General features: G+C 39.0%; 23 protein-coding genes and 2 pseudogenes. 20 read left to right on the forward strand and 5 right to left on the reverse strand.

The features are described from left to right. Positions 1-33: 33 nt before the first annotated feature. Positions 34-135, reverse strand: a pseudogene (locus tag HWQ42_RS33160) (IS5/IS1182 family transposase); the annotation flags it as partial. Positions 136-345: 210 nt separating this feature from the next. Here HWQ42_RS33160 and HWQ42_RS35680 point away from each other — a divergent pair. The 5 genes and pseudogenes from HWQ42_RS35680 to HWQ42_RS33180 all read left to right on the forward strand — a co-directional run. Continuing rightward, positions 346-579 (forward strand): annotated as a pseudogene (locus HWQ42_RS35680) (DUF3011 domain-containing protein); the annotation flags it as partial. Position 580: 1 nt separating this feature from the next. After that, positions 581-727: a hypothetical protein gene (locus HWQ42_RS33165; protein WP_292819763.1), complete on the forward strand. Its 147-nt coding sequence runs from the start codon at positions 581-583 to the stop codon at positions 725-727. A gap of 423 nt (positions 728-1,150) precedes the next feature. Continuing rightward, positions 1,151-2,440, forward strand: a complete 1,290-nt coding sequence (locus tag HWQ42_RS33170) for a pitrilysin family protein (RefSeq protein ID WP_292819766.1) — start codon at positions 1,151-1,153, stop codon at positions 2,438-2,440. A 124-nt stretch (positions 2,441-2,564) separates the two neighbouring features. Further along, a complete protein-coding gene (locus HWQ42_RS33175; protein WP_292819769.1) occupies positions 2,565-3,428 on the forward strand; it encodes a fructosamine kinase family protein in 864 nt (287 codons plus the stop codon). Positions 3,429-3,824: 396 nt separating this feature from the next. Next, the gene (locus HWQ42_RS33180) at positions 3,825-7,070 is read left to right on the forward strand and encodes an SNF2-related protein (RefSeq protein WP_292819772.1); all 3,246 of its coding nucleotides are present in this window, start codon (positions 3,825-3,827) and stop codon (positions 7,068-7,070) included. A 342-nt stretch (positions 7,071-7,412) separates the two neighbouring features. Here the strand turns inward: HWQ42_RS33180 and HWQ42_RS33185 are convergent, their stop codons facing one another. Continuing rightward, entirely contained in the window at positions 7,413-8,282 is an 870-nt protein-coding gene (locus HWQ42_RS33185; protein WP_292819775.1) for a WYL domain-containing protein, read from the reverse strand. A gap of 169 nt (positions 8,283-8,451) precedes the next feature. Between HWQ42_RS33185 and HWQ42_RS33190 the strand changes: the two genes are divergently transcribed. From HWQ42_RS33190 to cas5d, 9 genes are all read left to right on the forward strand, one after another. Then, positions 8,452-8,712 carry a DUF433 domain-containing protein gene (locus tag HWQ42_RS33190; RefSeq protein WP_194000298.1) on the forward strand — a complete coding sequence of 87 codons (261 nt, stop codon included), beginning with the start codon at positions 8,452-8,454 and terminating at the stop codon, positions 8,710-8,712. Further along, entirely contained in the window at positions 8,709-9,095 is a 387-nt protein-coding gene (locus HWQ42_RS33195) for a DUF5615 family PIN-like protein (RefSeq protein WP_292819781.1), read from the forward strand. Before HWQ42_RS33190 ends, HWQ42_RS33195 begins: the two co-directional genes overlap by 4 nt. Next, on the forward strand, positions 9,092-11,260 hold the full coding sequence (cas3, locus tag HWQ42_RS33200) for a type I-D CRISPR-associated helicase Cas3' (protein WP_292819784.1): 2,169 nt from the start codon (positions 9,092-9,094) through the stop codon (positions 11,258-11,260). The genes HWQ42_RS33195 and cas3 overlap by 4 nt, the downstream gene beginning before the upstream one ends. Before the next feature lie 205 nt (positions 11,261-11,465). After that, positions 11,466-11,699, forward strand: coding sequence for a hypothetical protein (locus tag HWQ42_RS33205; RefSeq protein ID WP_292819787.1), 234 nt, complete (start codon positions 11,466-11,468; stop codon positions 11,697-11,699). A 23-nt stretch (positions 11,700-11,722) separates the two neighbouring features. Beyond that, entirely contained in the window at positions 11,723-11,914 is a 192-nt protein-coding gene (locus HWQ42_RS33210; RefSeq protein WP_292819790.1) for a hypothetical protein, read from the forward strand. A 187-nt stretch (positions 11,915-12,101) separates the two neighbouring features. Further along, complete coding sequence (locus tag HWQ42_RS33215) at positions 12,102-13,121, forward strand: PDDEXK nuclease domain-containing protein (RefSeq protein ID WP_292819792.1); 1,020 nt, start codon at positions 12,102-12,104, stop codon at positions 13,119-13,121. 17 nt (positions 13,122-13,138) lie between these two features. Beyond that, complete coding sequence (gene cas10d / locus HWQ42_RS33220; protein WP_292819795.1) at positions 13,139-16,429, forward strand: type I-D CRISPR-associated protein Cas10d/Csc3; 3,291 nt, start codon at positions 13,139-13,141, stop codon at positions 16,427-16,429. A gap of 51 nt (positions 16,430-16,480) precedes the next feature. Beyond that, entirely contained in the window at positions 16,481-17,497 is a 1,017-nt protein-coding gene (cas7d, locus tag HWQ42_RS33225) for a type I-D CRISPR-associated protein Cas7/Csc2 (RefSeq protein WP_292819797.1), read from the forward strand. Beyond that, complete coding sequence (cas5d, locus tag HWQ42_RS33230) at positions 17,497-18,204, forward strand: type I-D CRISPR-associated protein Cas5/Csc1 (protein WP_292819800.1); 708 nt, start codon at positions 17,497-17,499, stop codon at positions 18,202-18,204. Before cas7d ends, cas5d begins: the two co-directional genes overlap by 1 nt. Here the strand turns inward: cas5d and HWQ42_RS33235 are convergent, their stop codons facing one another. Further along, entirely contained in the window at positions 18,205-18,615 is a 411-nt protein-coding gene (locus HWQ42_RS33235; RefSeq protein ID WP_292819804.1) for a hypothetical protein, read from the reverse strand. A 109-nt stretch (positions 18,616-18,724) separates the two neighbouring features. On the opposite strand from HWQ42_RS33235, the gene HWQ42_RS33240 reads away from it, so the two are divergent. The 5 genes from HWQ42_RS33240 (at position 18,725) to cas2 (ending at position 22,366) form a co-directional block, all read left to right on the forward strand. Continuing rightward, positions 18,725-19,345 carry a 2OG-Fe(II) oxygenase gene (locus HWQ42_RS33240; RefSeq protein WP_292819808.1) on the forward strand — a complete coding sequence of 207 codons (621 nt, stop codon included), beginning with the start codon at positions 18,725-18,727 and terminating at the stop codon, positions 19,343-19,345. Then, the gene (cas6, locus tag HWQ42_RS33245) at positions 19,335-20,198 is read left to right on the forward strand and encodes a CRISPR-associated endoribonuclease Cas6 (protein ID WP_292819811.1); all 864 of its coding nucleotides are present in this window, start codon (positions 19,335-19,337) and stop codon (positions 20,196-20,198) included. Before HWQ42_RS33240 ends, cas6 begins: the two co-directional genes overlap by 11 nt. Before the next feature lie 115 nt (positions 20,199-20,313). Then, positions 20,314-20,907 (forward strand): CRISPR-associated protein Cas4, encoded by a 594-nt coding sequence (gene cas4, locus HWQ42_RS33250; protein WP_292819814.1) that lies wholly within the window; start codon positions 20,314-20,316, stop codon positions 20,905-20,907. A gap of 149 nt (positions 20,908-21,056) precedes the next feature. Next, the gene (cas1d, locus tag HWQ42_RS33255) at positions 21,057-22,061 is read left to right on the forward strand and encodes a type I-D CRISPR-associated endonuclease Cas1d (RefSeq protein ID WP_292819817.1); all 1,005 of its coding nucleotides are present in this window, start codon (positions 21,057-21,059) and stop codon (positions 22,059-22,061) included. Positions 22,062-22,075: 14 nt separating this feature from the next. Further along, a complete protein-coding gene (cas2, locus tag HWQ42_RS33260) occupies positions 22,076-22,366 on the forward strand; it encodes a CRISPR-associated endonuclease Cas2 (RefSeq protein ID WP_292819820.1) in 291 nt (96 codons plus the stop codon). Between the two features lie 137 nt (positions 22,367-22,503). Here the strand turns inward: cas2 and HWQ42_RS33265 are convergent, their stop codons facing one another. Both HWQ42_RS33265 and HWQ42_RS33270 read right to left on the reverse strand, forming a co-directional pair. Then, positions 22,504-22,689 (reverse strand): hypothetical protein, encoded by a 186-nt coding sequence (locus tag HWQ42_RS33265; protein WP_292819823.1) that lies wholly within the window; start codon positions 22,687-22,689, stop codon positions 22,504-22,506. A gap of 211 nt (positions 22,690-22,900) precedes the next feature. After that, entirely contained in the window at positions 22,901-23,527 is a 627-nt protein-coding gene (locus tag HWQ42_RS33270) for an NADPH-dependent FMN reductase (RefSeq protein ID WP_292819826.1), read from the reverse strand. A 141-nt stretch (positions 23,528-23,668) separates the two neighbouring features. Between HWQ42_RS33270 and HWQ42_RS33275 the strand changes: the two genes are divergently transcribed. After that, a complete protein-coding gene (locus tag HWQ42_RS33275; protein WP_292819829.1) occupies positions 23,669-25,219 on the forward strand; it encodes a cytochrome P450 in 1,551 nt (516 codons plus the stop codon). Positions 25,220-25,436: the final 217 nt, after the last annotated feature.

Raw genomic sequence — 25,436 nt, forward strand, 5'->3', positions numbered from 1 at the left:
CATAAACAGCAACATCGTTTAGTTTCATTGCCAATACCAAACAAGCCAACCCAAGGTGCGCTCTATCACCCAGTGTTTTGGAAGCAAAACAAACCCTTTGCGCTCTTTGGGTTGGAATACTACTTCTATAATCCAACAGCAATTTTGATTATTTTAATATTCAAAACTCAGTAACAATGTTAACACTTAACTGCTTGATAGAACCTGTTGTCTTTGATGAAGTTCGGAGTGCAAAGAATATTTGCATTTAATCTAATTTATTCATTGGCTCTAAATGCAGTTTGCTAGAATTACTATAGTTTTTGTTTCTAAGATTTGGAAGAAATCTAGCATTTTATTATGATTATGCGCCTTCCCACAATTTCTGCGACCTTCCTGGTTGCTAGTCTTAGCATAGGTACTCTTTTGAGTATTGCCGCCCCAGCTTCGGCTCAAGAGATAATAACTTGTTCAAGCCAGAATAATCGAAGGAATACTTGTTCGGTAAATGCAAGAGGTAGAGTGAGGTTTGTCAGACAATTGTCTAACGCCAGTTGTAGAGGAAATTGGGGCTATCGGAGAAATCGTATTTGGGTGAAAAATGGTTGCCGAGCTGAGTTTTCAGTTGGCGATCGCAGAAACGACAGATATGACAGAGATAATAGGAACGATAGATATGACAGATATGACAGAGATAATAGAAACGACAGATATGACAGATAGGAGACTGGGTATTGCATTAATATAGTTAAGCAGAATAGTTAAGCAGAAATTAAACAACTTACTTCTGAATTCTGTTAGCGCAGCGGGGCGCAGCCCATTCTGACTCCTGAATTCTGCTGTATTTTAACTTTTCTAAGATTCTTTTGGGATTGACAAATAAAAAAATACTCAACTACTTCTTGTGAGGTGGGCTTCTCGCCATTAGCGTCAAATTAAGGCAGATGCCCAAATGTCAAGTCTTCTTTGTGTCTCTTGCTAATGCGATCGCTCTACAGCCCTTCTCCGACAGACGCTAGGCGAACGGGCATCCTAATGGCAAGCCATTTGCGATCGCGCTGGCGGAGCCTCTCATAGAGAAGCGTCTTTGATAGGAGAAGCGATCGCAGTGCTTATTTTATAGTCACAGATAAGATAAAGAAGTAATATCGCTCCTCACACACAAGTAGCAATGACCACAACCCTGCGGAAATTTCCCCGTCTCAATGCTCCGACGCTGCACAAGTTGCCCAATGGTTTGACAATCATTGCCGAGCAAATGCCAGTTGAAGCCGTAAACCTCAACTTGTGGATAAAAGTTGGCTCTGCTGTAGAACCTGATGCTATTAACGGCATGGCTCACTTTTTAGAACACATGATTTTTAAAGGAACAGAACGACTTGCTAGCGGCGAATTTGAACGTCGAATTGAAGAACGGGGTGCTGTTACGAATGCCGCTACTAGCCAAGACTATACTCATTACTATATAACTACTGCCCCTAGAGATTTTGCCGAGCTTGCGCCACTACAAATAGATGTAGTATCGAATGCGAGTATTCCTGATGATGCCTTTGAACGTGAGCGATTGGTAGTTTTAGAAGAAATTAGGCGTTCAGAGGATAATCCTCAGCGGCGTACATATAGACGGGCGATGGAGACAGCCTTTGATTATCTGCCCTATCGCCGTGCAGTATTGGGGCCAGAATCGGTGATTGCCGGACTAAAACCCCAGCAGATGCGAGATTTTCATGCTAATTGGTATCAACCCCAGTCAATTACAGCTGTGGCTGTGGGCAATTTGCCAGTAGAAGAATTAATTGCAACTGTTGCAGAAGGATTTACAAAAGCTATTCCCCAGCCCAGTAGAGATGCCATTAATCGCGTTTCTGCCGACTCGCCACTGAATCCTGAATCACCATTTACAGAAATTGTCCGTCGAGAATTTATCGATGAAAGTCTGCAACAAGCAAGGCTAGTAATGGTTTGGCGAGTTCCAGGAATGACTCAGTTAGATCGTACCTATGGATTGGATATTTTAGCAGGAATTTTGGGACACGGACTGACATCAAGACTGGTGAGAGATTTACGGGAAGAACGGGGATTAGTTTCTTCAATTTCTGTGAGCAACATGAGCAACGAGCTACAAGGGATATTTTATATTTCAGCCAAATGTGCAGTAGAAAATTTACCAGTTGTAGAGAATGCGATCGCTCAACACATTGGCAAACTACAAACAGAGTTGGTAACAGAATCCGAAATTGCCCGTGTGCGGCGGCGAGTAGCTAACAGATATGTTTTTGGCAACGAAACACCAAGCGATCGCTCTGGGTTGTATGGTTATTATCAGTCTTTGGTGGGAGATTTGGAACCCGCCTTTAACTACCCGGCGATAATTCAGAGCCAAGATGCAACAGACTTGATGCAAGCAGCCAAAGAGTATCTATCTCCAGATGCTTATGGTGTAGTTTTTGTTAAGCCGTAAATTAAAAATTAAAAATTGGGAATAGGGCATTGGGCATTGGTAATTAATCAATCAACAATTAATTATTCCTCCCCTGCCTCCCCTGCTCCCCCTGCTCCCTCATCCCCCACTCCCCAATTTAATCATGTGGACTCAAATCGACACCCATATTAGTCAGGTGACTGGCGAAAAATTTCAGAGTCAGCAACGGCGATCGGTTGGTGGCGGGTGCATCAACCAAGGTTATGCTGTCTCTAATGGTAAGATAACCTACTTCGTCAAGCAAAACCTGGCATCCCAAGTTGCGATGTTTGAAGCTGAGGCATTGGGTTTAAAGGAAATGCTAGCAACAGCTAGTATTCGCATCCCTAAACCAATTTGCTGGGGTACTGCTGATAATTCTAGCTACATCGTTCTGGAATGGTTGGAACTTGGTAGCGGTAACAGCAATTCATGGGAAGAAATGGGGCGCAAGTTAGCAGCGATGCATAAAGCTAGCAGCAGTCAAGATTTTGGTTGGAAAATTAACAATACCATTGGTTCCACGCCGCAAATCAATACTTGGACAGCAGACTGGACGGAATTTTATATTAAACATCGCTTGGGTTATCAATTTCAGTTGGCAAGGCGACGGGGAGGTAATTTTCCCCAGCAAGACAAGTTACTGGCTGCTATCCCTGAACTATTGGCGGATCATCAGGTACAACCTTCTTTAGTACATGGCGATTTATGGGGCGGAAATGCTGGGTGTACAGCGTCGGGAGAACCAGTGATATTCGATCCAGCAACTCATTTTGCAGATAGAGAAGTTGATATCGCCATGACAGAATTGTTTGGTGGTTTCCCCGCAGCGTTTTATAAGGGTTACAACGAGGTATTTGCGTTAGATACAGGCTATGAACGCAGAAAAACGCTCTATAACCTGTATCACATTTTGAATCACTTCAATTTATTTGGCGGCGGTTATGCTTCCCAAGCCAACCGAATGATTGACCAGATTTTGCGTTGAACTTCATCTTTTTACAAAGTTCCAATAGTCTGAATCGCTCCTCCACAATAAAACATAAGCATGTAGAAAAGCAATTGCTTGTGGTGGAATGCTGGCGTCAATGCCCAGCAGTATATAGAGTACGTATAACCTAGCATGACATTCTAAAAAATTAGAATTCTAGAGAGCGCGATGGTCATTCACACTAATCTTATGTGCGAGTGACTAATTTTTTTAATTTTTTTGTATAATGCAACTTTTGTAGTACTATTGTACCAAAACAGTATTTTGTTTACTGATTTTGAAAGTATTTAAGGGTCAGAGAGCCAAGATTCATAATTAATAGAAATTGATTTTTGGGCTTGGCACTACTCCATTGACCTGTAATTTTGTCACGAATATTAATAGCAAATAAAAATGGCTCAAAAATCAAACGGTAATGAATCTGAATCACAGCCTAATTTAGAGAAGGAAAACTTTAACATGAAATGGCCTCCTAATGCATTATTTCCTCTTAATCTTCCTAGTGAAAAGAGAAATGTTAAGCAAGAAGTGATTAAAGATATTAATTCAAGTGAAAATTATTTAATAAACACAGGATTTAGCTCGCTGGGAAATATCATAGATATTTTTAATACTGAGGTTGATATGTCCACAATTAATTCTGTCCGTATTCTTCTTGGTTCGGAGCCTGATAACCGCCCCAGAAAGTTTTGGAAAATAGTTGATTTACAAAAAGAAATAAAAGACTACTGGTTAGAACGTGGATATTCTTTATTGAAGGGCGGAAATATTATTAAAACTATTGAGTATATTAGAACTGGTAAACTTCATTTTAAAATTTCGGATAATTTTCATGCCAAACTTTATATTGGCGAAAGTCATGCAATTTCAGGTTCCTCTAACTTTAGCAAAAATGGTTTATCTCAACAATTAGAAGCTAATGCCAGGGTTCATAAGAATTCTATTATACTGTTTGAAAAACAACAGTATGAAGGAATGGAGCAGATTGCAGAAAATTATTATAAATTGGGGCAAGACTACAAAGATGAAATCATAGATTTATTGGAAAAACTAATGTCAATAACATCTTGGGAAGAAGCGTTGGCGAGAGCGCTCGCAGAAATCCTAGAATGCAATTGGTTCAAAGAATTTCCTCAACTATATGAAAAATTAAATAATATTAGCTTGTGGCCTGCACAGAGATATGGTTTAGGACAAGCATTATATATATTACAAACTCAAGGTTGTGTCTTGATTGCCGATCCGACTGGTTCTGGTAAGACTAAGCTCATCAGTACACTTCAATTATTACTATTCTACTGGTTGTGGGAATCTGACAGAATGAATAAATCATATATATTGACAATATGTCCGCCAATAGTACAAAACAATTGGCATCAAGAATTTGTTGATATAGGCTTTGCTCAGAGTTCACAGGTTTCAATGGGATTATTAAGCCATTCTCATAACTCTAGACATAAAAATATTTTGAAAGAAATTCAAATAGCTAATATCTTAACAATAGATGAAGCTCATAATTATTTAAATTCAAAATCTCAGCGAAGTGATAATATTTCAAAGCATAAAGCTGACTATATTATTCTTTCTACCGCCACGCCTATTAGCAAGCAAGTCAGAGATTTATTACGCTTGATAGAAATGCTTGATGTCGATAACTTAGATGATGATGAACTAAATCAGTTAAAAAGACTGAAAAAAGGTGGATTGTTGAAGAATGCTAGAGAAACAGAGAATTTAAGAAATTATATTAAAAAATTTATTGTCCGTAGAACTAAAAAACAATTTAAAAATTTAATTAAACAAGAACCAGAGAAGTATAAAGATAAATTTGGAAGATTATGTCGATATCCCAAAACTGAGAGTCACACTTATGCTACTAAAGAAACAACAAAGGACAAATCAATAGCTTTAGAAATTAATAATCTTGCTCAACAGTTAAAGGGAATTGTATATTTACAAAAGTTAGAAAAGACTGACTATTATTTTGAAATTGGAGAGGAAGCTTATATTAAGATGAGGTTAAATACAGCAAATGCGCTAGCAATATTTGCTGTACAAGCAAGATTGAGGTCTTCGAGAGTAGCTTTAATAGAACTTATAGAAGGAACAAAGGTAGTTCTAGATGAATTTAAATTTACAACTTCTAAAACACACTCTGGAAACATTATTGAAAAATTAGAAACCTATAATAGAAAACTTCCTGACAATAAACTTTCTGATGATTTGCTACCATCCTGGCTAACAAATTTAGTAGAATATAAAAAAGTTTGTGATGAAGAAATTAAAATATACAAACAAATAGCACAATTAGTAAGAAAAATATCATCTGCACGCGAAAATTCAAAAGTCAATAAACTCGTTAAACTTTTTGAAAAACATAATTTAGTTATTGCATTTGATAGTACTATAATAACTCTAGATTATTTGAAAAAGCTGATTACAGACAATCACACAAATATCGAAACTTGTATAGTGACTGGGACAACAACAAAAGATACAGCATTAAAAAAATTTGAACTAGGTTCAAAAGAGAATAATATTTTGGGATTGCTTTCTGACTGTATGTCAGAAGGTGTTAATTTACAGCAGGCATCTGCTGTATTATTTTTAGATATGCCAACTGTTCTCCGAATAGCTGAACAACGTATTGGTAGAATTGATAGATTAGACAGTCCTCATAAAAAAATCCAAGTTTTTTGGCCATCTGACTCTGATGAATTTGCGTTGAAAACAGATAAAAAATTAATTAAAACTTCTTTAGACGCAGAGAGTTTAATTGGATTAAACTTTGACATTCCTCCTCAAATTTTAGATAAACACATGGATGAAATTGTACGTCCTGAAGACTTTGTAGAGGCTTTGGAAGAACTTGAGCAAGAAGACTATATTTGGGAAGGGATACAAGATGCCTTTAAACCAGTTCATGATTTATATGAAGGAGAAAATTCACTTATCAAAAGAAAGGATTATTTATATTTTAAAGATGTGAATGCAAGCGTAAAAGTCAAAATAAGTATATTAGAATCTAAAGAAAGTTGGTTATTTATAGCAACGAGAGCAGGGAAATCATCACCACCCAGATGGTATTTTATTGATTCAAAAGATTGTATCTATTCAGAGCTACCAGAGATATGTAGAGAACTAAGAGCAAAATTGAACACATCAATTAAACCAGAGAAGTGGACTGACACAACAACTCAAGTTCTAAGTCGATATCTTCAGCTTCTTAAAAATAATGAAATTAAACTCTTACCAAATAAGAGAAGAAGAGCATTAGAAGTTGTACAGTTTATAATTGAAAGACAATTACAGATAAATAAAAATGCCTCTAAAAAGAGTCTATATGAAGAAGTACTTGAGCTATTTAAACCAACTTCAATAGACTCAGAGTATAGTATCAATTATTATCTTTTTTCACAGCAATGGCTTGATATACTTAATCCTTATTTATTTGAGAAACGCCAAGACATAAAATACAAAAGACAAATAGTTAGTTTAAACGACTTAAAAGAAGATAAAGAATTTCACAAGATTTTACTGAACCCTGAAAAGCTAGAACAAATAATCAATAATCTACCATATACTCAACCAATTTGGCAAAATGTTGCTGCTTGCATCATTGGGATTTCATCAAAATAAATAATTGCGCTTTGTGAATAAAAAGGTATCAGATAATGATTCTTGTGCCACTTTGTAATTTTTAAGCATACGAAAAGGTGATCGTTGCTCAAAACTTACTCAGAAGTATTGTAAAAGTAAAACTTATGAGTCAGCAAACTTAAGTTATAGCAATTTTAAGCTTTATAAACCTTAGTTAAGATAGGGAGTAGGCAGTGCGAAAAGACAAGATTTTTTTTATAACCCTACTAAATATCAACTACCATCAACTATTGCTTCTATCCTGTCTTAAAGGAGATGTGTAGTTAATAGTAGTTAATATTTGTCTCTTGCCCTTAATGCAACTATATCCTTTAGTATAATTTACTCTGTGGTTTCAATATCATATAAATTGCATAGAGTGAGGAGTTTTTGTTTGAGGCGATCGCGCACATTCTCTGGTAATATCACTACACAATCTGGCGCATACTGCATAACTTCCCGCATAAACCAAAATGTACTAGATACTCGCCTAATCACTCGTCGAACTTTTGGTTTATCTGGTAGCCATTCATGGATATCATCTTCTGGTTTAGCTTGATAAGCAAAAGCCAAATTTGCTAATAAGTGCATTTCTACTTTTATCTCATCCAAATTAGTACGCCATTCACCAGTAAGTGAAGTCACCGCCGCATCCGTAATTCGGTCTAATCGCAAACTCCAGTTGTGAACCAGTTCTGGGATATCAAAGTTTCCTTCTGTTTCCTCACACCAGCAATCAAGATATTGTCGCTTTTCGTGGGGTGCTACTTTGGCGTGGCGAACCGTAAAGTTTAATAAATGTCCAGTTGCATCTTGATAGGAAAGCTGAAAGGGCTGTTCGCGCAAGATATAGCGGTCTATCTCTAAGCGCCAAGGTGGGGGCAAATTCTCTAAGAAACGTTCGATTTCGCCCCGCAACGGTAATGATAGTTCGCTGCGTTCGAGAAGTAAGTTTGCAATGATTTGGGCTTGTTCAATTTGCCCAATGTCTGTCAACGCATTGATACATCTATGTAATGCCCTGATGCGTGGTTCTTTCCAATCGTTATTGTTACCGATGAGTAACTTACGTTGAGCGATCGCTTTAATTAATTTAGAGATGTTAGGCTGCTCTTCTCCCCACATCATACCGAATTCACGAGCGATCACTTCTAGCTCGGCTTTATCATGTTCTGATATCGACAGTGTAATAGATTGACCTTTTCGACTCATTAAAAATGTCCGTGTACTTTATATGTATACTCTCTTGTCAACTTCTATTTTGCGTGCCAATATAGTTTTTAACAACCAGTTACGGACACTATTTAAGTGTATATCCGAATATAGAATTAGGAGAAGAGGATTCATTGAAAAGAATTACAACAAATTTGGAGAAGTTTCAATGACTAAGAACGATTTACTATCTCGAATTTCCATTGATCCAAATATTTGTTTCGGTAAACCTTGTATTAAAGGTCATCGTATTTGGGTTTCTCTAATTCTTGATCTTCTTGCAAGTGGAGAAAAAATAGAGACAATTTTGGAAGAATATCCCGGTTTGGAACGAGAAGATATCCTAGCCTGTATTGCATACGCTGCGGAGATGACAAGAGATAGCTATGTAGAAATTCCTTTAGGATTGCAAAAGGAATCAAAAAAGTGAATATTAAACTTGATGAAAATCTTGGTAGTCTGCGAGTAGCTACATTATTGCGTCTTGCAGGACATGATGTTGCCACTGTTCGAGAACAAGGTTTAATTTCAACTCATGATGAGGAATTAATTGATATTTGTCGTAGCGAGAATAGATGTTTAGTAACGATAGATAGAGGATTCGGAAATCGTCTTAAATATAATCCTTCTCACTATACAGGAATTATAGTCATTCGTTTACCATCTCGTCCTAGTTTTGAAGATTACCGTACAGTTACAGAAACTCTAATTGCTGGGCTAGAAGCAGCAGATGTAACTGGTAAATTATGGATAATTCGACAAGGAAGTATTCAAGAATATCAGGATATTGAGGTGGAGAGAAAAGACAAATGACGGAAGCATACAAAATTACTCTCAAGCCTGTTTATTCTCAAACCGTCCCAACACCTGACGGCGTGAAATTACCTAAAGATTGGTTGCTTTCTTGGCATCAAGCCGCAACTTTAGAAGCGTTGCGCGATCCAAATATTGATGTCGTGTTCAACACTGCGATGACTGGCGATGGTAAAAGTCTAGCGGCTTACCTAGAAGTGCTTCAGGGCGAATTTTCTGCGATCGGACTTTACCCAACCAATGAACTCGCCCGCGATCAAGAAACGCAAATTAGAGGATATGTTGAGAAATTTCAGCCAGAAAATCAGCCGCGTGTGGTGCGACTAAGTGGGGCTGATTTAGAAATTTATGCAGAAAATGAAGGATTGAAAAAAGGGGCTGCGATCGCAACTCTGACTAACCAGAGAGAAGCATTATTAACTAACCCTGATATTTTTCACTACCTACATCGAGGTGCTTATATAATTCACGGCGATAGCCCAGATAAGCTATGGGGCAGAATTGATAAAGATTTTGACTTATTCATTTTTGATGAATTTCACGTTTTCGCAGCTCACCAAATTGCTAGCGTGATTAACACAATGTTGTTGATTCGCTGCACAAATCGCCGCAAGAAATTTCTGTTTCTCTCAGCCACACCAGATACAAACTTAATTGGGCGATTAGAAAAAGCAGGATTTCGTTGTAAAGAAATTGATCCTTTAAAACAAAATAAATATCAATTTCCCGATACACCAGAAGAAGGACAGCAACTCCAAACACAGAGATGGCGACAGGTAGCACGAACAATTATATTGAATTTTATTCCTTTGGAACCATCGTTTAAAGCTTCGGAAACTTGGCTAAAAGAAAATAGTGATTTGATTTTGGCTCAGTTTCAGCAGTATCCAGGAAGTAAAGGCGCAATCATCCTTAACTCAATCGCGGCAGTCAAACGCCTAACTCAATTTTTTCGGGAAATTTTACAGCCTTACGGATTGAAAGTTGGAGAAAATACAGGGCTATCGGGAAAAGGAGAAAAGGAGCGAAGTCTTTCTGCTGACTTGGTTATTGGTACTAGCACAATTGATGTTGGAGTTGATTTTAAAATCAATTTCCTAATTTTTGAATCATCCGATGCAGGTAACTTTATCCAACGTTTAGGACGCTTAGGAAGGCATGACGAATATGAAAAAGATGGTCAGATAGTTAAGTTTGAGAATTTTACAGCTTTTTCTCTAGTTCCTAACTTTTTGGTAGAGCGATTGTTTAAGAGTGATACTCCACCATTAAAAGTGAATAGTATTTGCGATCGCCCCTCTTTTCACAATACAATTACCGAGAATTATCGACAAATAAACGATTTTCGTGGTTATTATCGTCGTTGGGGGGCTGTGCAATCATTTCGGTTGTGTTATCAGTTGAGCGATCGCACAATTAAACAACAGTATGCCCAAAGCCGAGACAAGTTTCAAGAAGCCTGTGAACAAGTATTTGAAACAAGTCTGAAGTCACAAGCCGGACGTATTCAAGGATGGGCGAAAGATTGGCAAGCTCTTTCTGGTAAATCAGGAAATCCTATTGCTGAGGATGCTGCTAGTTTTCGAGGTTCAAGTCCTTTGCAATGTGGTTTATACGACTTAACGGAAGAAAATGAGGCAGATAGGTTTAAAACCTACGATTTACCGGGTATTTTGGGCAATTTAGAAATTGAAATGTGGACGGAAGCGGCATTTATACGGACACTCAAAGAAACCGCAGAACGCACGGGACAACCCATTGCTAAAGGTAGATTTGCTCATTGTCTGGCATTTATGAAGTTGCGTTCCTACCGAGAGGAACGGCTGAACTGGAAGTTTACCTACTCTGGCGACTTACAGCCAATTGCTGACGCTTGGAAAGTTCAGGTTTTGACTGGTGTGGAAATTTGGCAACCTGACAACTATTGGGTTGGGGAAATTAACAAACGCTTAAAAAAGGAAGGTTTGGTTTGTTACGTAATTCGCCGTCCTCTTGCTGAAGTGCGGATGCGGCTAAGGCTACCGATGAATTTTCAGATTTATGGCATCAGCGATCAGTATAGCTTTTATGATGCTACTGCCCCGTGTGCGATCGCTTTTGGTCACTCTGCACTGCTGCTGGATACGCTTGCTTACACGTTTAAAAGCAAAGGAGATGAGATATGAGTTGTTTGAAGTTTCAATCCCTGATAGGGATTTTGGTTACTGATTTACAGTAGGAGGGCGTAAGCCTTCAAGTGCAGAAAAGGAGATTTCAATCCCTGATAGGGATTCTAGTTTGCTCAATACTTTATCGCTCTCCACCCTCAATGATATAGGAGAATTCACAAGAATTTTATAAGGTCTTTGAATTTATTGTCAGAAAACTTTCATGTGCTATTCTTTACTTGTTGGTGTCAGCCTACAAGGACAGAGAAGGAGATTCGTTGTACCGATGCTTGCATCCGTCCGACGCTATGCTTCTCCCGTAGTTGAACTGATAATCACAGCCGTCCAACTAATGCTTCGCTTCTTTATGAAGCAAGCAGAAGCCCAAAATCTAAATGGAGGTTCTGACGTAATAAAAGACCTTTTAAATCTCATTTTCTTGAGAAAACATTCCTAAAAATTAAGTGGAGGTTCTAACTGATGGACAACTATGTTCAGTTGGAACTCTTTGACCTGCAACCTTACACTTCAGAACAACCTTCTGTAACTGAGGATGTACCAGAATTGGTTGAAGAGATTCAGCAATCAAGCAAGTATGAGCAACTTGAACTTAATCTATTTCCGCAGCAAATCTGTATTACTCCTCTAGAGTTTATAAAATTGGCTGCTTAGTTAGTTAAGGAGTTTGTAAATAAAAATTTCTTTGTTTACCAACCTCCTCAATTTCAGAATTTATAAATATCTATTAGGGCAGAATGCCTGCCCTAATAGACAGTAGATTATTTTTTACAGGTTATATGTGATTACAAGCAAGTTAATAAAAATATAATTTAGGAGCTTCTATAAATTGGAGTTTAGTATGAGTAACCCGATTTCAGACAATTACAGAGATTTGCTAATGGAAATAAAACAGCGTATTCGTTCAGCCCAGTACGAAGCACTAAAAGCAGTTAATCGGGAAATGATTAACCTCTACTGGGACATTGGACAGATAATTGTTACTCAACAGCAGGGCGCTACTTGGGGAAAATCCGTAGTAGAACAGTTAGCAAAAGACTTACAAGCAGAGTTTCCAGGAATTAGCGGATTTTCTGCTGCTAACCTCTGGCGGATGAGGCTTTTTTATGAATCATACGTCAACAATGAAAAACTCGCACCATTGGTGCGAGAAATTGGATGGAGTCACAATCTGGTCATTGTAGAGAAGTGCAAAGATGACCTAGAACGGGAATTCTATATCAGAATGACTCGTAAATTTGGCTGGACAAAGAATGTTTTGATTCACCAAATTGAAAATCAAACCTATGAAAAGACTCTGTTGAATCAAACTAATTTTGATAAAACTGTTTCAGCAGAGATTCGTAACCAATTAAAACTAGCTGTCAAAGACGAATATACTTTTGATTTCTTGGAACTAGCAGATGAACACAGTGAACGACAGCTAGAACAGGCGATTTTGGTAAGAGTTGAACCATTCTTGCAAGAAATGGGTGGGCGGTTTACTTTTGTTGGCAGTCAGTATCGCTTAGAAGTTGGCGATAAAGAATTTTTTATTGACCTGTTGCTGTATCACCGCCAATTAAAATGTTTAGTTGCGATTGAGTTAAAAACTGGAGAGTTCCTACCTGAGTATGTGGGAAAAATGCAATTTTATCTGGCGGCTTTAGATGATTTATCTCGATTCCCAGACGAAAATCTCTCAATTGGAATTATTCTTTGCAAATCCAAGGATAAAACTATTGTTGAGTATGCACTGAGAGAATCGAATAAACCAATTGGTATAGCGACTTATAAGTTGTTTTCTACATTGCCTCAAGAATTAAAAAATCAGCTTCCGGCTCCAGAGCAAGTTGCCAAGTTGCTAGAAGGCGTGGAGTAAAAAAATGGAGTTTGAAAATGTCTAATGATGATTGGTTATCAGGTGATTTTGGTTTTGATGGTGATTCTTCAGACCGTACAATTGAAACCGAAGGCGAATTATTAACACTCAAGCTATTACGAGAAGCAATTCAATCTCAAAATCCAGATGATAAGGTAATGGCAGACTTTGGTGAGTATGTTTTACCAAATCTGTTGCGGGTAGCAATTGGTGTAACTGCGAAAGGCGGTAAGTTTTTTGATGAAATTGACCAACAGCGAGAAGCAGAAGGTAAAACTAGAGTTAGACGAGATAACGCTGCTGATCAATCGCTTAATACTCACTTACTCAATGGATTATTCCCAGCAAATTTAATTGAGAAACGTTTAGAAAAACTCAATACCACAGTGCAGCGAGTGGTGAAAGAGCGAGAACGTAGATTAGTAATTACTGGATTTATTTTACATGATTTTGAAAAGTTTCCTGATGTACCTGAAAACTGTCGCAAGCTATCGCTAACAGAACATCGTAAAATTATTGATAAAAAAGTTCACCAGTTAGGACTAGATAACTTTATAAATCCAGAAAAACCTGAAGCTTATCGAGAATATCTAGATGATTTGTTGTGCATGGCTTATAATGCTCAACGTCGCTGGGATACTAACTGGAATTTTTCTGAATTTGGGTTGAATCCTCTTCTTAAAGACCGTACCCTTCGCAGTCTATCTGATTTAACTTGTTTAGCTGATTCCCTCGCCTCAATTGTTAAACATCCCCAGGATGCAGAACATCCTAGACTCAAAGAAATCATCCACAGCCTCAGTGATGGGCAATTAAAATTTACCTATCACAGCATTGCTGAGAATCGTGGTGTTTTAACTAATGTAGTGAATAATGCTTTAATTCAGGCTCATACTAGTCTTAATACTGATGAGCATACTTACTATGAACCTTTGTTATATCTGCCAACAGGCGTAATTTACTTGGCTTCGCGCAATGCTCCACCTATCTCGCCGTCAGATTTACCAGACCGTGTAGTTAACAGTATTAAATCGCTTTGTGCAGGTCAATTACGCCTCAGACAAACAGGATTTGGTAGAGATGGCAAAGGTATGAAATATGCCGAATATTACAACTTATTTTTTGATGATATAGGCTTGATGAAAGTAGCCTTAGATGCTACATTACGCATCTTAAACCCTAATAAAGGTTCTGTTGCTAAAAGTCGCAGCGAAAATCTGAATAAGTTTCAGCAACAAAATGTTTTATCTGCTGATTATGACTTCAAATTTGAAGATGATATCCGCATTGACCAAATAGCAGAATTTGGTGATTTAGTTAGCCGGAAGATTTGGGAAGAGACAGTTAATCGCGTTTATTCTGCTCGTAAGAAAGATAAAAAGCTGCCAGCAGTTCCCGATTTTGATTTAACTCACAAAGTTGCAGAATTTTGGGATTTAGCAGAATATTTGCCTCAAATTCTAGAAATTCAACGCATTAACGAAAGTCTCAAAGAAAATAAGTTAAAAGGGAATACTGGAGGAGTACCTTATGAATGGTATTATCTGGCGGCTAAATATTTAGAACATCATCCAGGAATTGAAGATGTACGTGAAGCTTGTCAGGAAGTCATTGGCTATTTGACAACTTTAATTCCTCCGATAATTTCTCAGTATGAATTGCCTGATGGTTGGGATGATTTAAGGCTTTGGGTAAAACGAGTTGTGATGTTACCAGGTACTAATCAAGAGCCATCTGTTAAAACGCAAGTTGAAACATTTATAAATGAGTTAGATAATTACAATGCTGCAAAAAAAGCAGGGCGAGGTAAACAATTAATCTGCTCAATTTCTCATTCTGCTTACACGGTTACTGAGCAAATGGAATCAGCAGTTTTATTTACGCCACAAGTTTATACAAACAAGCAAATGTTAGGAGGTTCTAACGCTAAACGCAATATCTCCAGTATTGCAGGTGTGGAGATGATGTTAAGGCAAATCTTGATGAATCAAACTCAAGCTGTAGGTAAGCGATTTGAAGATGGTAAATATCGCTATCTCTATTTTTATCCTACTTATTACTTTACTCCAGAGACTAATAAATTTTTGCAGAAAGCTTACAACGGTATTGCTCAAACTCGCTTTGATACCAGCGTTCGCAATCATTTTATCAGTAAGAATTTACAGGCGGACTTGGGGCGCGATCGCTACCAAAGTGTAGATAGTTTCTTAATTGATGAAAACCTCCAGCGTGACAAAGATCGCACCTTTAAGCTTTCCTATCCTGAAGACCAGCCTTTAACATTTTACTTCATGGCGCTCCCGCCAGGAAGAGACAGCACCGATACAGAATCTTGGGTAATGCCAACTTGGTTAGCGTTTGCTTTCCCGATGATTTTAGATGTTAAAACTGTGGTTTCAGAGTCACCGATTCCACCTTTTAATGATGGGGCTGAATTTGAGGAAAGCGTTTTCCTTGATAGTGCGCCTCATGCTTTCCGTTCTTTAGTAAGGCGCGATCGCTTCCGTCTTGACTACATCCTCGAAGGCTGGAATGAAAACGGTATTCAATACCCAGCACCTTTAAATGTGCTTACCGCCGCTTACGCCATTCATTTAGATGTGAATGCGCGACAGGGTAAGTCTGGTTACGATGCCAACTGGGGAAGATTTACAGAATTGGCTAAAGATTTTGAAACCAGTCCGTTGTACGTCTTTTCTTACCTCAATCGCTGGGTGCGTAACCAAGGATCAGAAACAGCACGAATTGAAAAAATCCGGCTTTATGCTTATCATTTTTATCCTTGTTTTGACCCTTATGTGAAATATGACACTAATATGGAGCAATTAATTGTGGGAGAAGCATCAAGTCTGAATCATCCTAAGAAATTAACAGATTTATACCGCAGATTTTACCGAGCTAATAAGCGTTATAATCCTAAGTCTAATGCTGTGTTGAAACCAGTTGATATTGCGGCTGAAACTATACTCAAAGCTGAGTCAAGTGTGTTTCAGGGAGAAACATTAGTTGTGGCTGTTGCAGCAGAAGTTTTTAAACTCATGGATCGTGTTCATTCTTCTACTGCTGAAGGACGCTGGATCATGAGCAAACGAGAAGAAGAACGGCAAGCTGTTCTAGATTTTGCCAAGTATTTTGTAGTGGAGGTATTTGATAACGCATTTGCAGGCGATCGCGCTCGTTTAGCAGGCCGTCAACTCAACTTAATTCGAGATACCTGTGAATTTCTTTATCGTCTTGAAGATGACAAAGAAAATACAGAAAGAAATGAAAATATTCCTGTAATTGATGATGTTAATGAACCGGAATAAATTCTTCTTCTAGATATAAACAAGTAGTAAATAATTTTTTGGAGAGAAATCATGGCAATTTTAAAAACAGTTGAATCCAAATTATTTCAAGCTGAGATTCCTTACAAACCAATGGGTAAATATGTTCATTTTTTAACTATTCGCATTACTGAATCTTACCCTCTATTTCAGACAGATGCAGAACTGAATAAAGCACGGGTAAGAGCAGGAGTTAAAGACAAAACCACAATTAGCCGTTTGTCAATGTTTAAGCGCAAACAGTCTACTCCAGAGCGTTTAGTTGGTCGGGAACTGCTGCGTAACTATGGCTTGATGACGGCTGAAGAATGCGAATACAACGTGAATTTCGCAATGGATAATCCTGATTGCATTATTTACGGTTTTGCTATTGGTGACTCTGGCTCTGAAAAATCAAAAGTTGTAGTAGACACGGCATTTTCAATTACAGCTTTTGATGAATCACACGAAACATTCACCCTCAACGCTCCTTATGAAAATGGCACGATGGCTTCCAAGGGTGAAAATGGTTCTAAACCTGGTGAAGTTACCAGTCGAATTAATCAACAAGACCATATTAGACCGCAAGTTTTCTTTCCTAGTATTGTCACCTTGAAAGACCCCACTGAAGCTAGCTTTCTTTACGTTTTTAATAATATTTTGCGAACTCGTCATTATGGAGCGCAAACTACCCGTACAGGTCGTGTCAGAAATGAGTTGATTGGTGTTGTATTTGCTGACGGAGAAATCACAAGTAACCTGCGTTGGACTCAGGCAATATATGACCAAATGAAATCTAATAATACTTTAACTGCTCCCGATCCACTAGATGAAGATGATGTAATCACTGCTGCGAAAAACGCTATTGAGGCGTTAATGGCTGATGAGTTTATTGTTCACACAGATTTCATTGGTGATGCTTTTGTATCCCTAATTAATGAAGTCAAAACTTTAACAGGAAGTGAGAAAGGTATTCAGGCAATTTTACAAAAAGCTGATGCAGAAGCGAAGGATTATGCCAAGAAGCATATTAGCAAGAAGAAAACTACTGCTAAAGCGGGGAAAGAGTAATGGTGTTTATTTACCGTTGTCAAATAGAACTACATGACAGTCTCTATTATGCAACTCGTGAAATCGGGCGATTGTATGAAACAGAGGCAATAATTCATAACTACGCCCTCTGTTATGCACTGGGTTTAGTTGATAGCCAAATATACTCTACTACCGTTGCTGAAGAACATTCCTATCGCTATTTTTGCCCCGAACAAGTGCCAAAATATGAGGAGCATTTAACGCCACTCAATCAACAGGGTATTTACGTAACTCCGGCGCGATCGCTCAATCATTCTTCTATCCTCAACACCTGGAAGTATGCTAACAATAACTACCACGTTGAAATGGAGAAAACTCAGAAAAATATCCCCAGTTTTGGTAGAGCAAAGGAAATAGCAGCAGAAAGTAGATTTGAGTTTTTTGTCATTTCCCAAAAAGAACTCAAATTACCAAAGTGGATTCGCTTGGGTAAATGGATGAGCAAGGCTGAAGTGACGGTTGAACAATTACCGAAACATAAAATTTATGAAGGTATATTCACTTGTACACATCCATTAAATCCTTTAGATGTGATGTTCACTAATCAAGTAATTAGCTATGATGTTGTGAATATGCCTCCAGTTAGCTTAATTCAGAATGTCCAAATGCGAGGTCAATACTATCAATTTGATGGCATTCAAAACTTAAAAATTCCAGTTCGGATAGAATATCGTTTTCGGAGTTAATCACTTACCAAAGCCTTTACTACGGTTTTTATTTTTTCGAGGCTCTATCGTCATTAACTCGGCTTTAAAACCTCTGGAATCTTGCAACATTAACTTACGTATTCGCTGGCGTTGGTAAGTCTGCACTTCAGCAGCTAGAGGATGATTAGAGTCAATTTTTAGATGAGTAATAGAAGAAACATATTTTTCTTCACTTTCGGGATTATTTGGCTCTTTTAGTCCGCACATAATCCCGCCTTCATCTCCTGAATAGCCAACGAAATCAATTTCAAATTCTCTGTCTGGATCGGCGTTTACTCCTTTTTGCTTTAATGTCTTCAAAAACTCCTTGCCTGCTCGTGCTTTAATGGGTAAGTTCTCTTTGAGTTTTTCAGTTAGTGCCTTTGCTGCATTGTAATCATCAATTCTCATTGGTCTTTCTCGCTATGTAGTTTTTCTCACTTAAAAGAATACTACTATCATCACTCGACAGTCTTTAAAATTTTAGATACCACATTCAGCGATCGCTCCTCTATCTCCAGTGAAACACTATCAACAACAAACCAACGCCTTCCCCAACGACTACCTAAACAACTTGTGGGGAGAAATCCAAGCTTGTCCTTACTTTGCTATTAACAACCTCAACCGCGATTTTGTCGCCACTAAAGGATTTTCTGTAGTATTTCAACGTTCTGGATTAGCAAAAGTAGAACAACAGTTTCCCTACTTCAAACCTTACCTAGATTTAGCTCTCCAGCCGAATTGTAATGCTTTTTACCTCAATCCTTTACAACTCAAAGAAGGCTCCCGCGTCGATCCGCATATCGATCGCTCCCTGCGTTCCTACTCCAAAACCATTGAACCGCCTGCGGTTGTCAGTGTGCTTTATGTGCGCGTACCTGCGGATATGGAAGGGGGAGAACTGGTATTGCGATCGCACAAACGCCAACTTGGGCAAATTAAGCCTCAATTCAATACTTTAGTTTATTTTCAAGGTGATTTAACCCATTCGGTTAACGCTGTCAAAACCCCAGGAAATCGCTTAAGTTTAGTTTGTGAACAGTATAGTTTGAGTGAAACTGAACTCCAGGAAATCCCTGAGTTTACTGTAGAGTCAAGAATCACTCAGTCTACAACCAAAAAGAGAAAGTATGCCTCATAGTTTAGTGTTGAATTTGCTACCCCAATCGCCTATTCCACCACAGTATCTTACAGGTAGACATCTCCACGCCCTATTTTTAACCCTTGTTAGTTCTGTAGATAGCACATTAGGCGATCGCTTGCACGATTCCACTGCTGATAAAGCTTTCACCCTCTCCCCCTTACAAATTAATTCCCCCCTTTTGAAGGGGGGTAAGGGGGGATCTAAATTGCAATACTCACATCAACAACCCATTCCCGCCGGAACTCCTTGTTGGTGGCGCATCTCTTTATTAGATGACACTCTATTTGGCAAACTTACCCAACTCTGGCTAAATCTTAATCCCAATCGCCCTTGGCATCTTGGCCCGGCTGACTTGTATATTACGAGCATTCAAGGCACACCCCAATCTATTCAACCTTGGGCAAATGCTAGTACTTACGCCCAATTATACGAAGAAGCTAGCGAGCGCAATTCTTCCATTAACCTTAGCTTCTCTACGCCTACCGCCTTCCGTCAAGGACAGTATGACAGTACCCTTCCTACCAGAGAATCGGTTTTTAATTCCCTACTTTCGCGGTGGAATAAATACAGTGGTATAGAATTTTCTCATATTGCCATTGAGTCAATATTTCCCTCATTTGTCAATATTCATACAGAAATATTAGCCGACTCCCGCAGCAAATTTATTGGCATTATTGGCGAAGTTACCTATAAGATTTTGGGAGAAATTGAACCAATACAAATTAAGCAAATTAACGCTTTAGCTGACTTTGCTTTGTATGCAGGAATTGGTCGCAAAACAACAATGGGAATGGGAATGACACGGCGGCTATATTCCAATACAGTTCAGATAAGCCTAAAACACTTGTAGAGACGGCGATTTATCGCGTCTCGAAAACCCAAAATTGTTGCCAGTAGCCCTTAACGCAAGCATATTGGGCTATATTCTCCATAATTCTAATAATCATTTAAAAACCACCCCAATTATGAATCAAACCGAATATATTTCAATTGCGGCATTGAATCAATATGCCTATTGTCCGCATCGCTGTTGGCGGATGTTTTGTGCAGGGGAATTTACCGATAATCAATACACAATTGAAGGCACAACCTTACACGATCGCGTCCACACTACAAGCGATATACAGCGAGGAGAAACTTGGCAAATTCGGGCAATTTGGCTGAAGTCGGAGCAATATAAACTCATTGGAAAATCTGATTTAATTGAAGCAGAATCAGGTCAAGTTTATCCAGTCGAATACAAGCGGGGACGCAAAGGCGAATGGGATAACGATGAGTTGCAAGTTTGTGCCCAAGCCTTATGTTTAGAAGAGATGACAGGACAACCTGTTACTACTGGATATATCTATTATGCCCACTCCCATCAACGACAATTAGTAGAGATTAATGCAGAGTTACGACAAAGTGCGATCGCAACTATTCAATGTGTCACAAATCTCCTAGAAACAGGAGCAATGCCAAAACCAGTTTACAGCAAACGCTGCCAAGGATGTAGTCTTTATTCGCAATGTTTGCCCAAAGCAACTGATACAGTCAAAAGTTACCAAGAATTAAATTAAATCATACCCCAAAACCATCATGTAGAGACGCGATTTATCGCGTCTTAAAAGACCAATTATCTACACCAACAACCCTTGCTAACCCGTATTTAATTATACCCGAAAAATCTATTCACTCAATCTCCAATTATTACTAGGAATAATCAAAAATGGGAACACTTTACGTAACACAAGCCGATGCTTTTATCGGTAAAGTTGACGAACGCCTCACCGTTAAAGCCGAACAAAAAACAATCTTAGATATCCCTTTAATTAAAATAGAGGGAATTGTAGTACTAGGACGGGCTACTATTTCTCCCGCCGTCGTCAGTGAACTTTTAGAACGTCACATTTGTTTAACATTTCTCACACAAAACGGACGATATTTAGGGCGTTTAGAACCAGAAGTTACCAAAAATATCTTTGTTCGTAAAGCCCAATGGCAAGCTGTGGGAGAATCACAACCAGCAATACATTTAGTCAGAGGATTTGTACGGGGTAAATTGAAAAATTACCGCCATAGCTTACTTCGCACTCAGCGAGAACATCCTGATACTGACCTGAATAATAACATTACTCGATTGGAAAACGCGATCGCACCAATCGAAAAAACGAACAGTATTGATTCCCTCAGAGGCTTAGAAGGTGCTGGTAGTGCAGCCTATTTTGGTTGCTTTCAACAACTAATCAAAACCTCAGAATTTCAATTTGAAGCCAGACGCCGCCGCCCACCAACCGATCCAGTTAATGCCCTACTGAGTTTCGGGTATTCATTACTACGTCATGATGTGCAAAGTGCTTTAAATATTGTTGGCTTTGATCCCTATCTAGGATACTTACATGTCGAGCGTTATGGTAGACCTTCCCTAGCCTTGGACTTGATGGAAGAGTTTCGTCCTTTAATAGTGGATGCTGTAGTTTTGTCGCTGATTAACAAGCGATCGCTAACCTTAACTGACTTTACCACCGAACCGCTCAGTGGTGCTGTGTCTTTAACCAAAGAGGGATTGCATACATTTCTTCGCGCCTATCAACAAAAGAAACTATCGAGTTTCAAACATCCAGTGATGGGAAACAAATGTACCTACCAAGAATCCTTTGAAATTCAAGCGAGGTTATTAAGTAAGTACCTCATGAACGAAATCGATAAATATCCCCCTTTAGTTCTTAAATAACTCCCCACTAACCCATGTATTATATTGTTGTCAGCTACGACATTCCAGAAGATAAGCGCGGGACTAAAATCCATTCGGTTCTCAAGTCTTACGGACAATGGATGCAACTGAGTGTGTTTGAGTGCAATATCACTTCCACTCAGTATGCTAAACTGCGATCGCGTTTAGCTAAATTGATTAAACCCGACACAGACAGCGTTCGTTTTTATTTTCTCTGTGGCTGTTGTCAGCGAAAAGTCGAACGCATTGGCGGAGAACAGCCACGGGACGAAACAATTTTCTTTGCTGAGTCTCCTTCTAGCTAGGTTCCTGCATCTCAAATGCGCGGAAGGGTAGGTGTAGAAATTTCACAGCCATAAAAAAGTGCTTATATCCCAACTCCAGTAAGCCTTTTAAGCCATTAGTCGCCTAATCTTCATCCGCGCAATCTCTGAAATGCTTATCAAAATACGATTTCAGGCTTTAAATTTTCCTGGCGCTCTTTCCAAACGAATTCTCTAATGCTATGATTGCCCTTGAATCGCGCAACCGTACCTTGAAAACTAAATACAGCTTGACTTTCAGCCTCCCGCAATTGCAATTCATCAAAATCCCTATTAGGGATTGAAACCAAAGCAATCCGCCCCACTGTTTCTAGGGATTGGATTGCAATTCATCAAAATCCCTATTAGGGATTGAAACCTCTTGGTGGTAGCTATGGGCGCGTCTGGTTTGAATCAGAGATTGCAATTCATCAAAATCTCTATTAGGTATAAAGCTTGTTTTACTTCTAAATTCTGACTCCTGAATTCTGAATTCTGCTGTAGAGGTGTTCGTTATTTACTGAACACCTGAAGAGTTTAATTGAGCTTCACCAATATCTTTGTTAAGCCATCGCCTAACCGTTCAATAGATTGTTGCTGTTTCGGATCTTTTAACGTGCCATCAGCATTAAAGGCTTCATAAGCTTTGGATACTGCTATCTGGTCGGGAAGTACTAAAACTTTGATGTTTCCCAAAATGGAACGCAGGTGAACTAACCCCCGCAAACCACCAAGAGCGCCTGGGGAAGCGCTCATAATACTAGCAACCTTCCCTGCAAAAGCAGTCAAAGCCAACGGTGCTTCATTTTGATATGGACGGGATGCCCAGTCAATGGCATTTTTTAAAACTGCTGTGAGTGAACTGTTATATTCCGGCGAAGCAATCAGCAATCCTTGATGAGAAATCAGCAAATCCTTGAAAGTACGGGCGTTGGCAGGTAGTCCTTCTTGAGCTTCCAAGTCTTCATCATACAGAGGTAAAGGCAAATCGCGGAGGTCTATATAAGTTACTTCTGCGCCTGCTGCCTTAGCGCCAGCCGCAGCGATTTTTACCAATTTTTTGTTGTAAGAATCAATCCGGGTGCTGCCGGCAAAGGCGAGGATTTTCGGTGTAGATGCCATAATTCTAGGTTGAATGGGAAGGATTAACCTGTTCAGCTGCATTATCCTGTTTTCAGGCGATCGCTATTTGCTAACTTTAGATTTTCTTTAGAAACCACTCAACTGAGAATCTCGGTAAACCAATCTGGAAACAATACGGTAGTATCTGAATAATCTAAGTTTTTGTTAGGCAAAGGCAGATTTATGTTCCAAGATATTGCTGCTCAAATTGCTTTTTCTGACTCATTTCCATATTTAATTACAGCTTTAGGCATTACTAGCACAGCAGGAATATTAGGTTGGCGGTGGTGGAAACAAAAAAACACTTACAAATCTCTACAGTTCCTTCCTTCTCCTAAGAGACACTGGCTCTTAGGAAATATTCCTCAAGTATTAGCAGCAGTAAAAGAGAAGAAATTCTTCCAATTATTGTTTGATTGGAGCCAGCAACTAGGGCCAATGTATGTTTGCTGGACTGACCAGCCAGTTCTCGTTTTGAGTAAGCCAAAAGTTATCGAAGACACTATTATCAATGGGATGAGAGACGGTAGCCTAGTTAGGTCACAACGAGCTAGCAAAGCTTGGAACGACATTAGTGGGCCCATTCTTTTAGGTCAAAATGGAAGTGAGTGGCAGTACAGACGTAAGGCTTGGAACCCTGAATTCAGTTCTAGCGGTCTCTCCAAATATGTGGAAATTATTAGTCAAGCTTGCGAACAAGTAATTGAGAAAATTCAGTCAACTGCCTCACCAGAAGTTCAGGTAGATCCTCTGTTTGTAGAACTAACAATGAGGGTAATTTCCTGTTTAGTACTGGGCATTCCTGTGGATAGAAACATTGCTAGTCATGAAGGACAACCTCTTGATGTCCTCAAGGTGTACGAGGCGATGTCTATTGTTGGCTATCGGTTCCTACGGGTAGCTACTGGCGAGAAGATATGGATGAAATATCTGCCAACTAAGAATTCACGAGATTATTGGGCAGCAAGGCGATATTTAGAGGAGTTTATTACTCCCCGTGTAGACTTAGCTTTACAGATGAGAGAACCAAATCAGACCGATTTACCACAGGTAAGTCCTTTGTTCCAGGAATCAATGTTAGTGAAAATAGCTGCCAAAGAACCAAAATACAATCGGGAAACACTAGTAGCAGAAGTTATTGAACTTTTAATCGCTGGTACTGATACCACGGCTCATACTTTATCTTTTGCAATAGGAGAGTTGGCCTTAAATCCAAGAGTTTTTCAGCAGGCCCAGGCCGTTGTTGACAAAGCTTGGGAAAGTCAAGGCAGTATTAATGGAGAAAGCCTTAAGGAATTGAATTACATCCGCGCTATTTTCAAGGAAACTTTGCGCCTTTATTCCGTCGCTTCAGGCTCGACTTCATTGGAGGCTCAACGTGACACTGTTATTGAGGGTACGGTTATTCCTCGTGGCACGAAAATATTCTGGTCAATGCTTGCTGCTGGACGAGATCCTGAAGTCTATTCTCATCCCGATGAATTTCTGCCAGAGCGTTGGTTAGAGAAGGGTAAGGAAAGTAGTGTAGTTCCAATGATAGACTTTGGCTCAGGTTCTCATCGTTGCTTGGGAGAGCATTTGTCAATGCTGGAAGGAACGATGATGCTGGCACTACTGCTTTACTACTTTGACTGGGAGTTGGTCAACGGTCGATCATCGCTGGAACAGTTACAGCAGAACCTTTTGATTTATCCGCCTGATAGAATGCCGGTGCGTTTTCGTTTGAGAAAGTAGGGATAATCCCCTTTCAGAAGAACGTATTGGCATTGCATTGGGATGCATTAACAATGCAAGTCAACGCATTAACATTACGAAAAGATGTGGTTTTTAAACTTATGTATATTTAGTATTTTTTGTCAATGCGTAAGTTCAAGAACAGCCCTTTCAAGGTGACTCGTAAAATCTCTGTTTTTCTCTCTGCGCTCTCTGTGCCTCTGCGGTTTAAAAGTAA

The organism is Nostoc sp. JL23 (assembly GCF_017115065.1).
In the GTDB taxonomy this organism is placed as follows: domain Bacteria; phylum Cyanobacteriota; class Cyanobacteriia; order Cyanobacteriales; family Nostocaceae; genus Nostoc; species Nostoc punctiforme_A.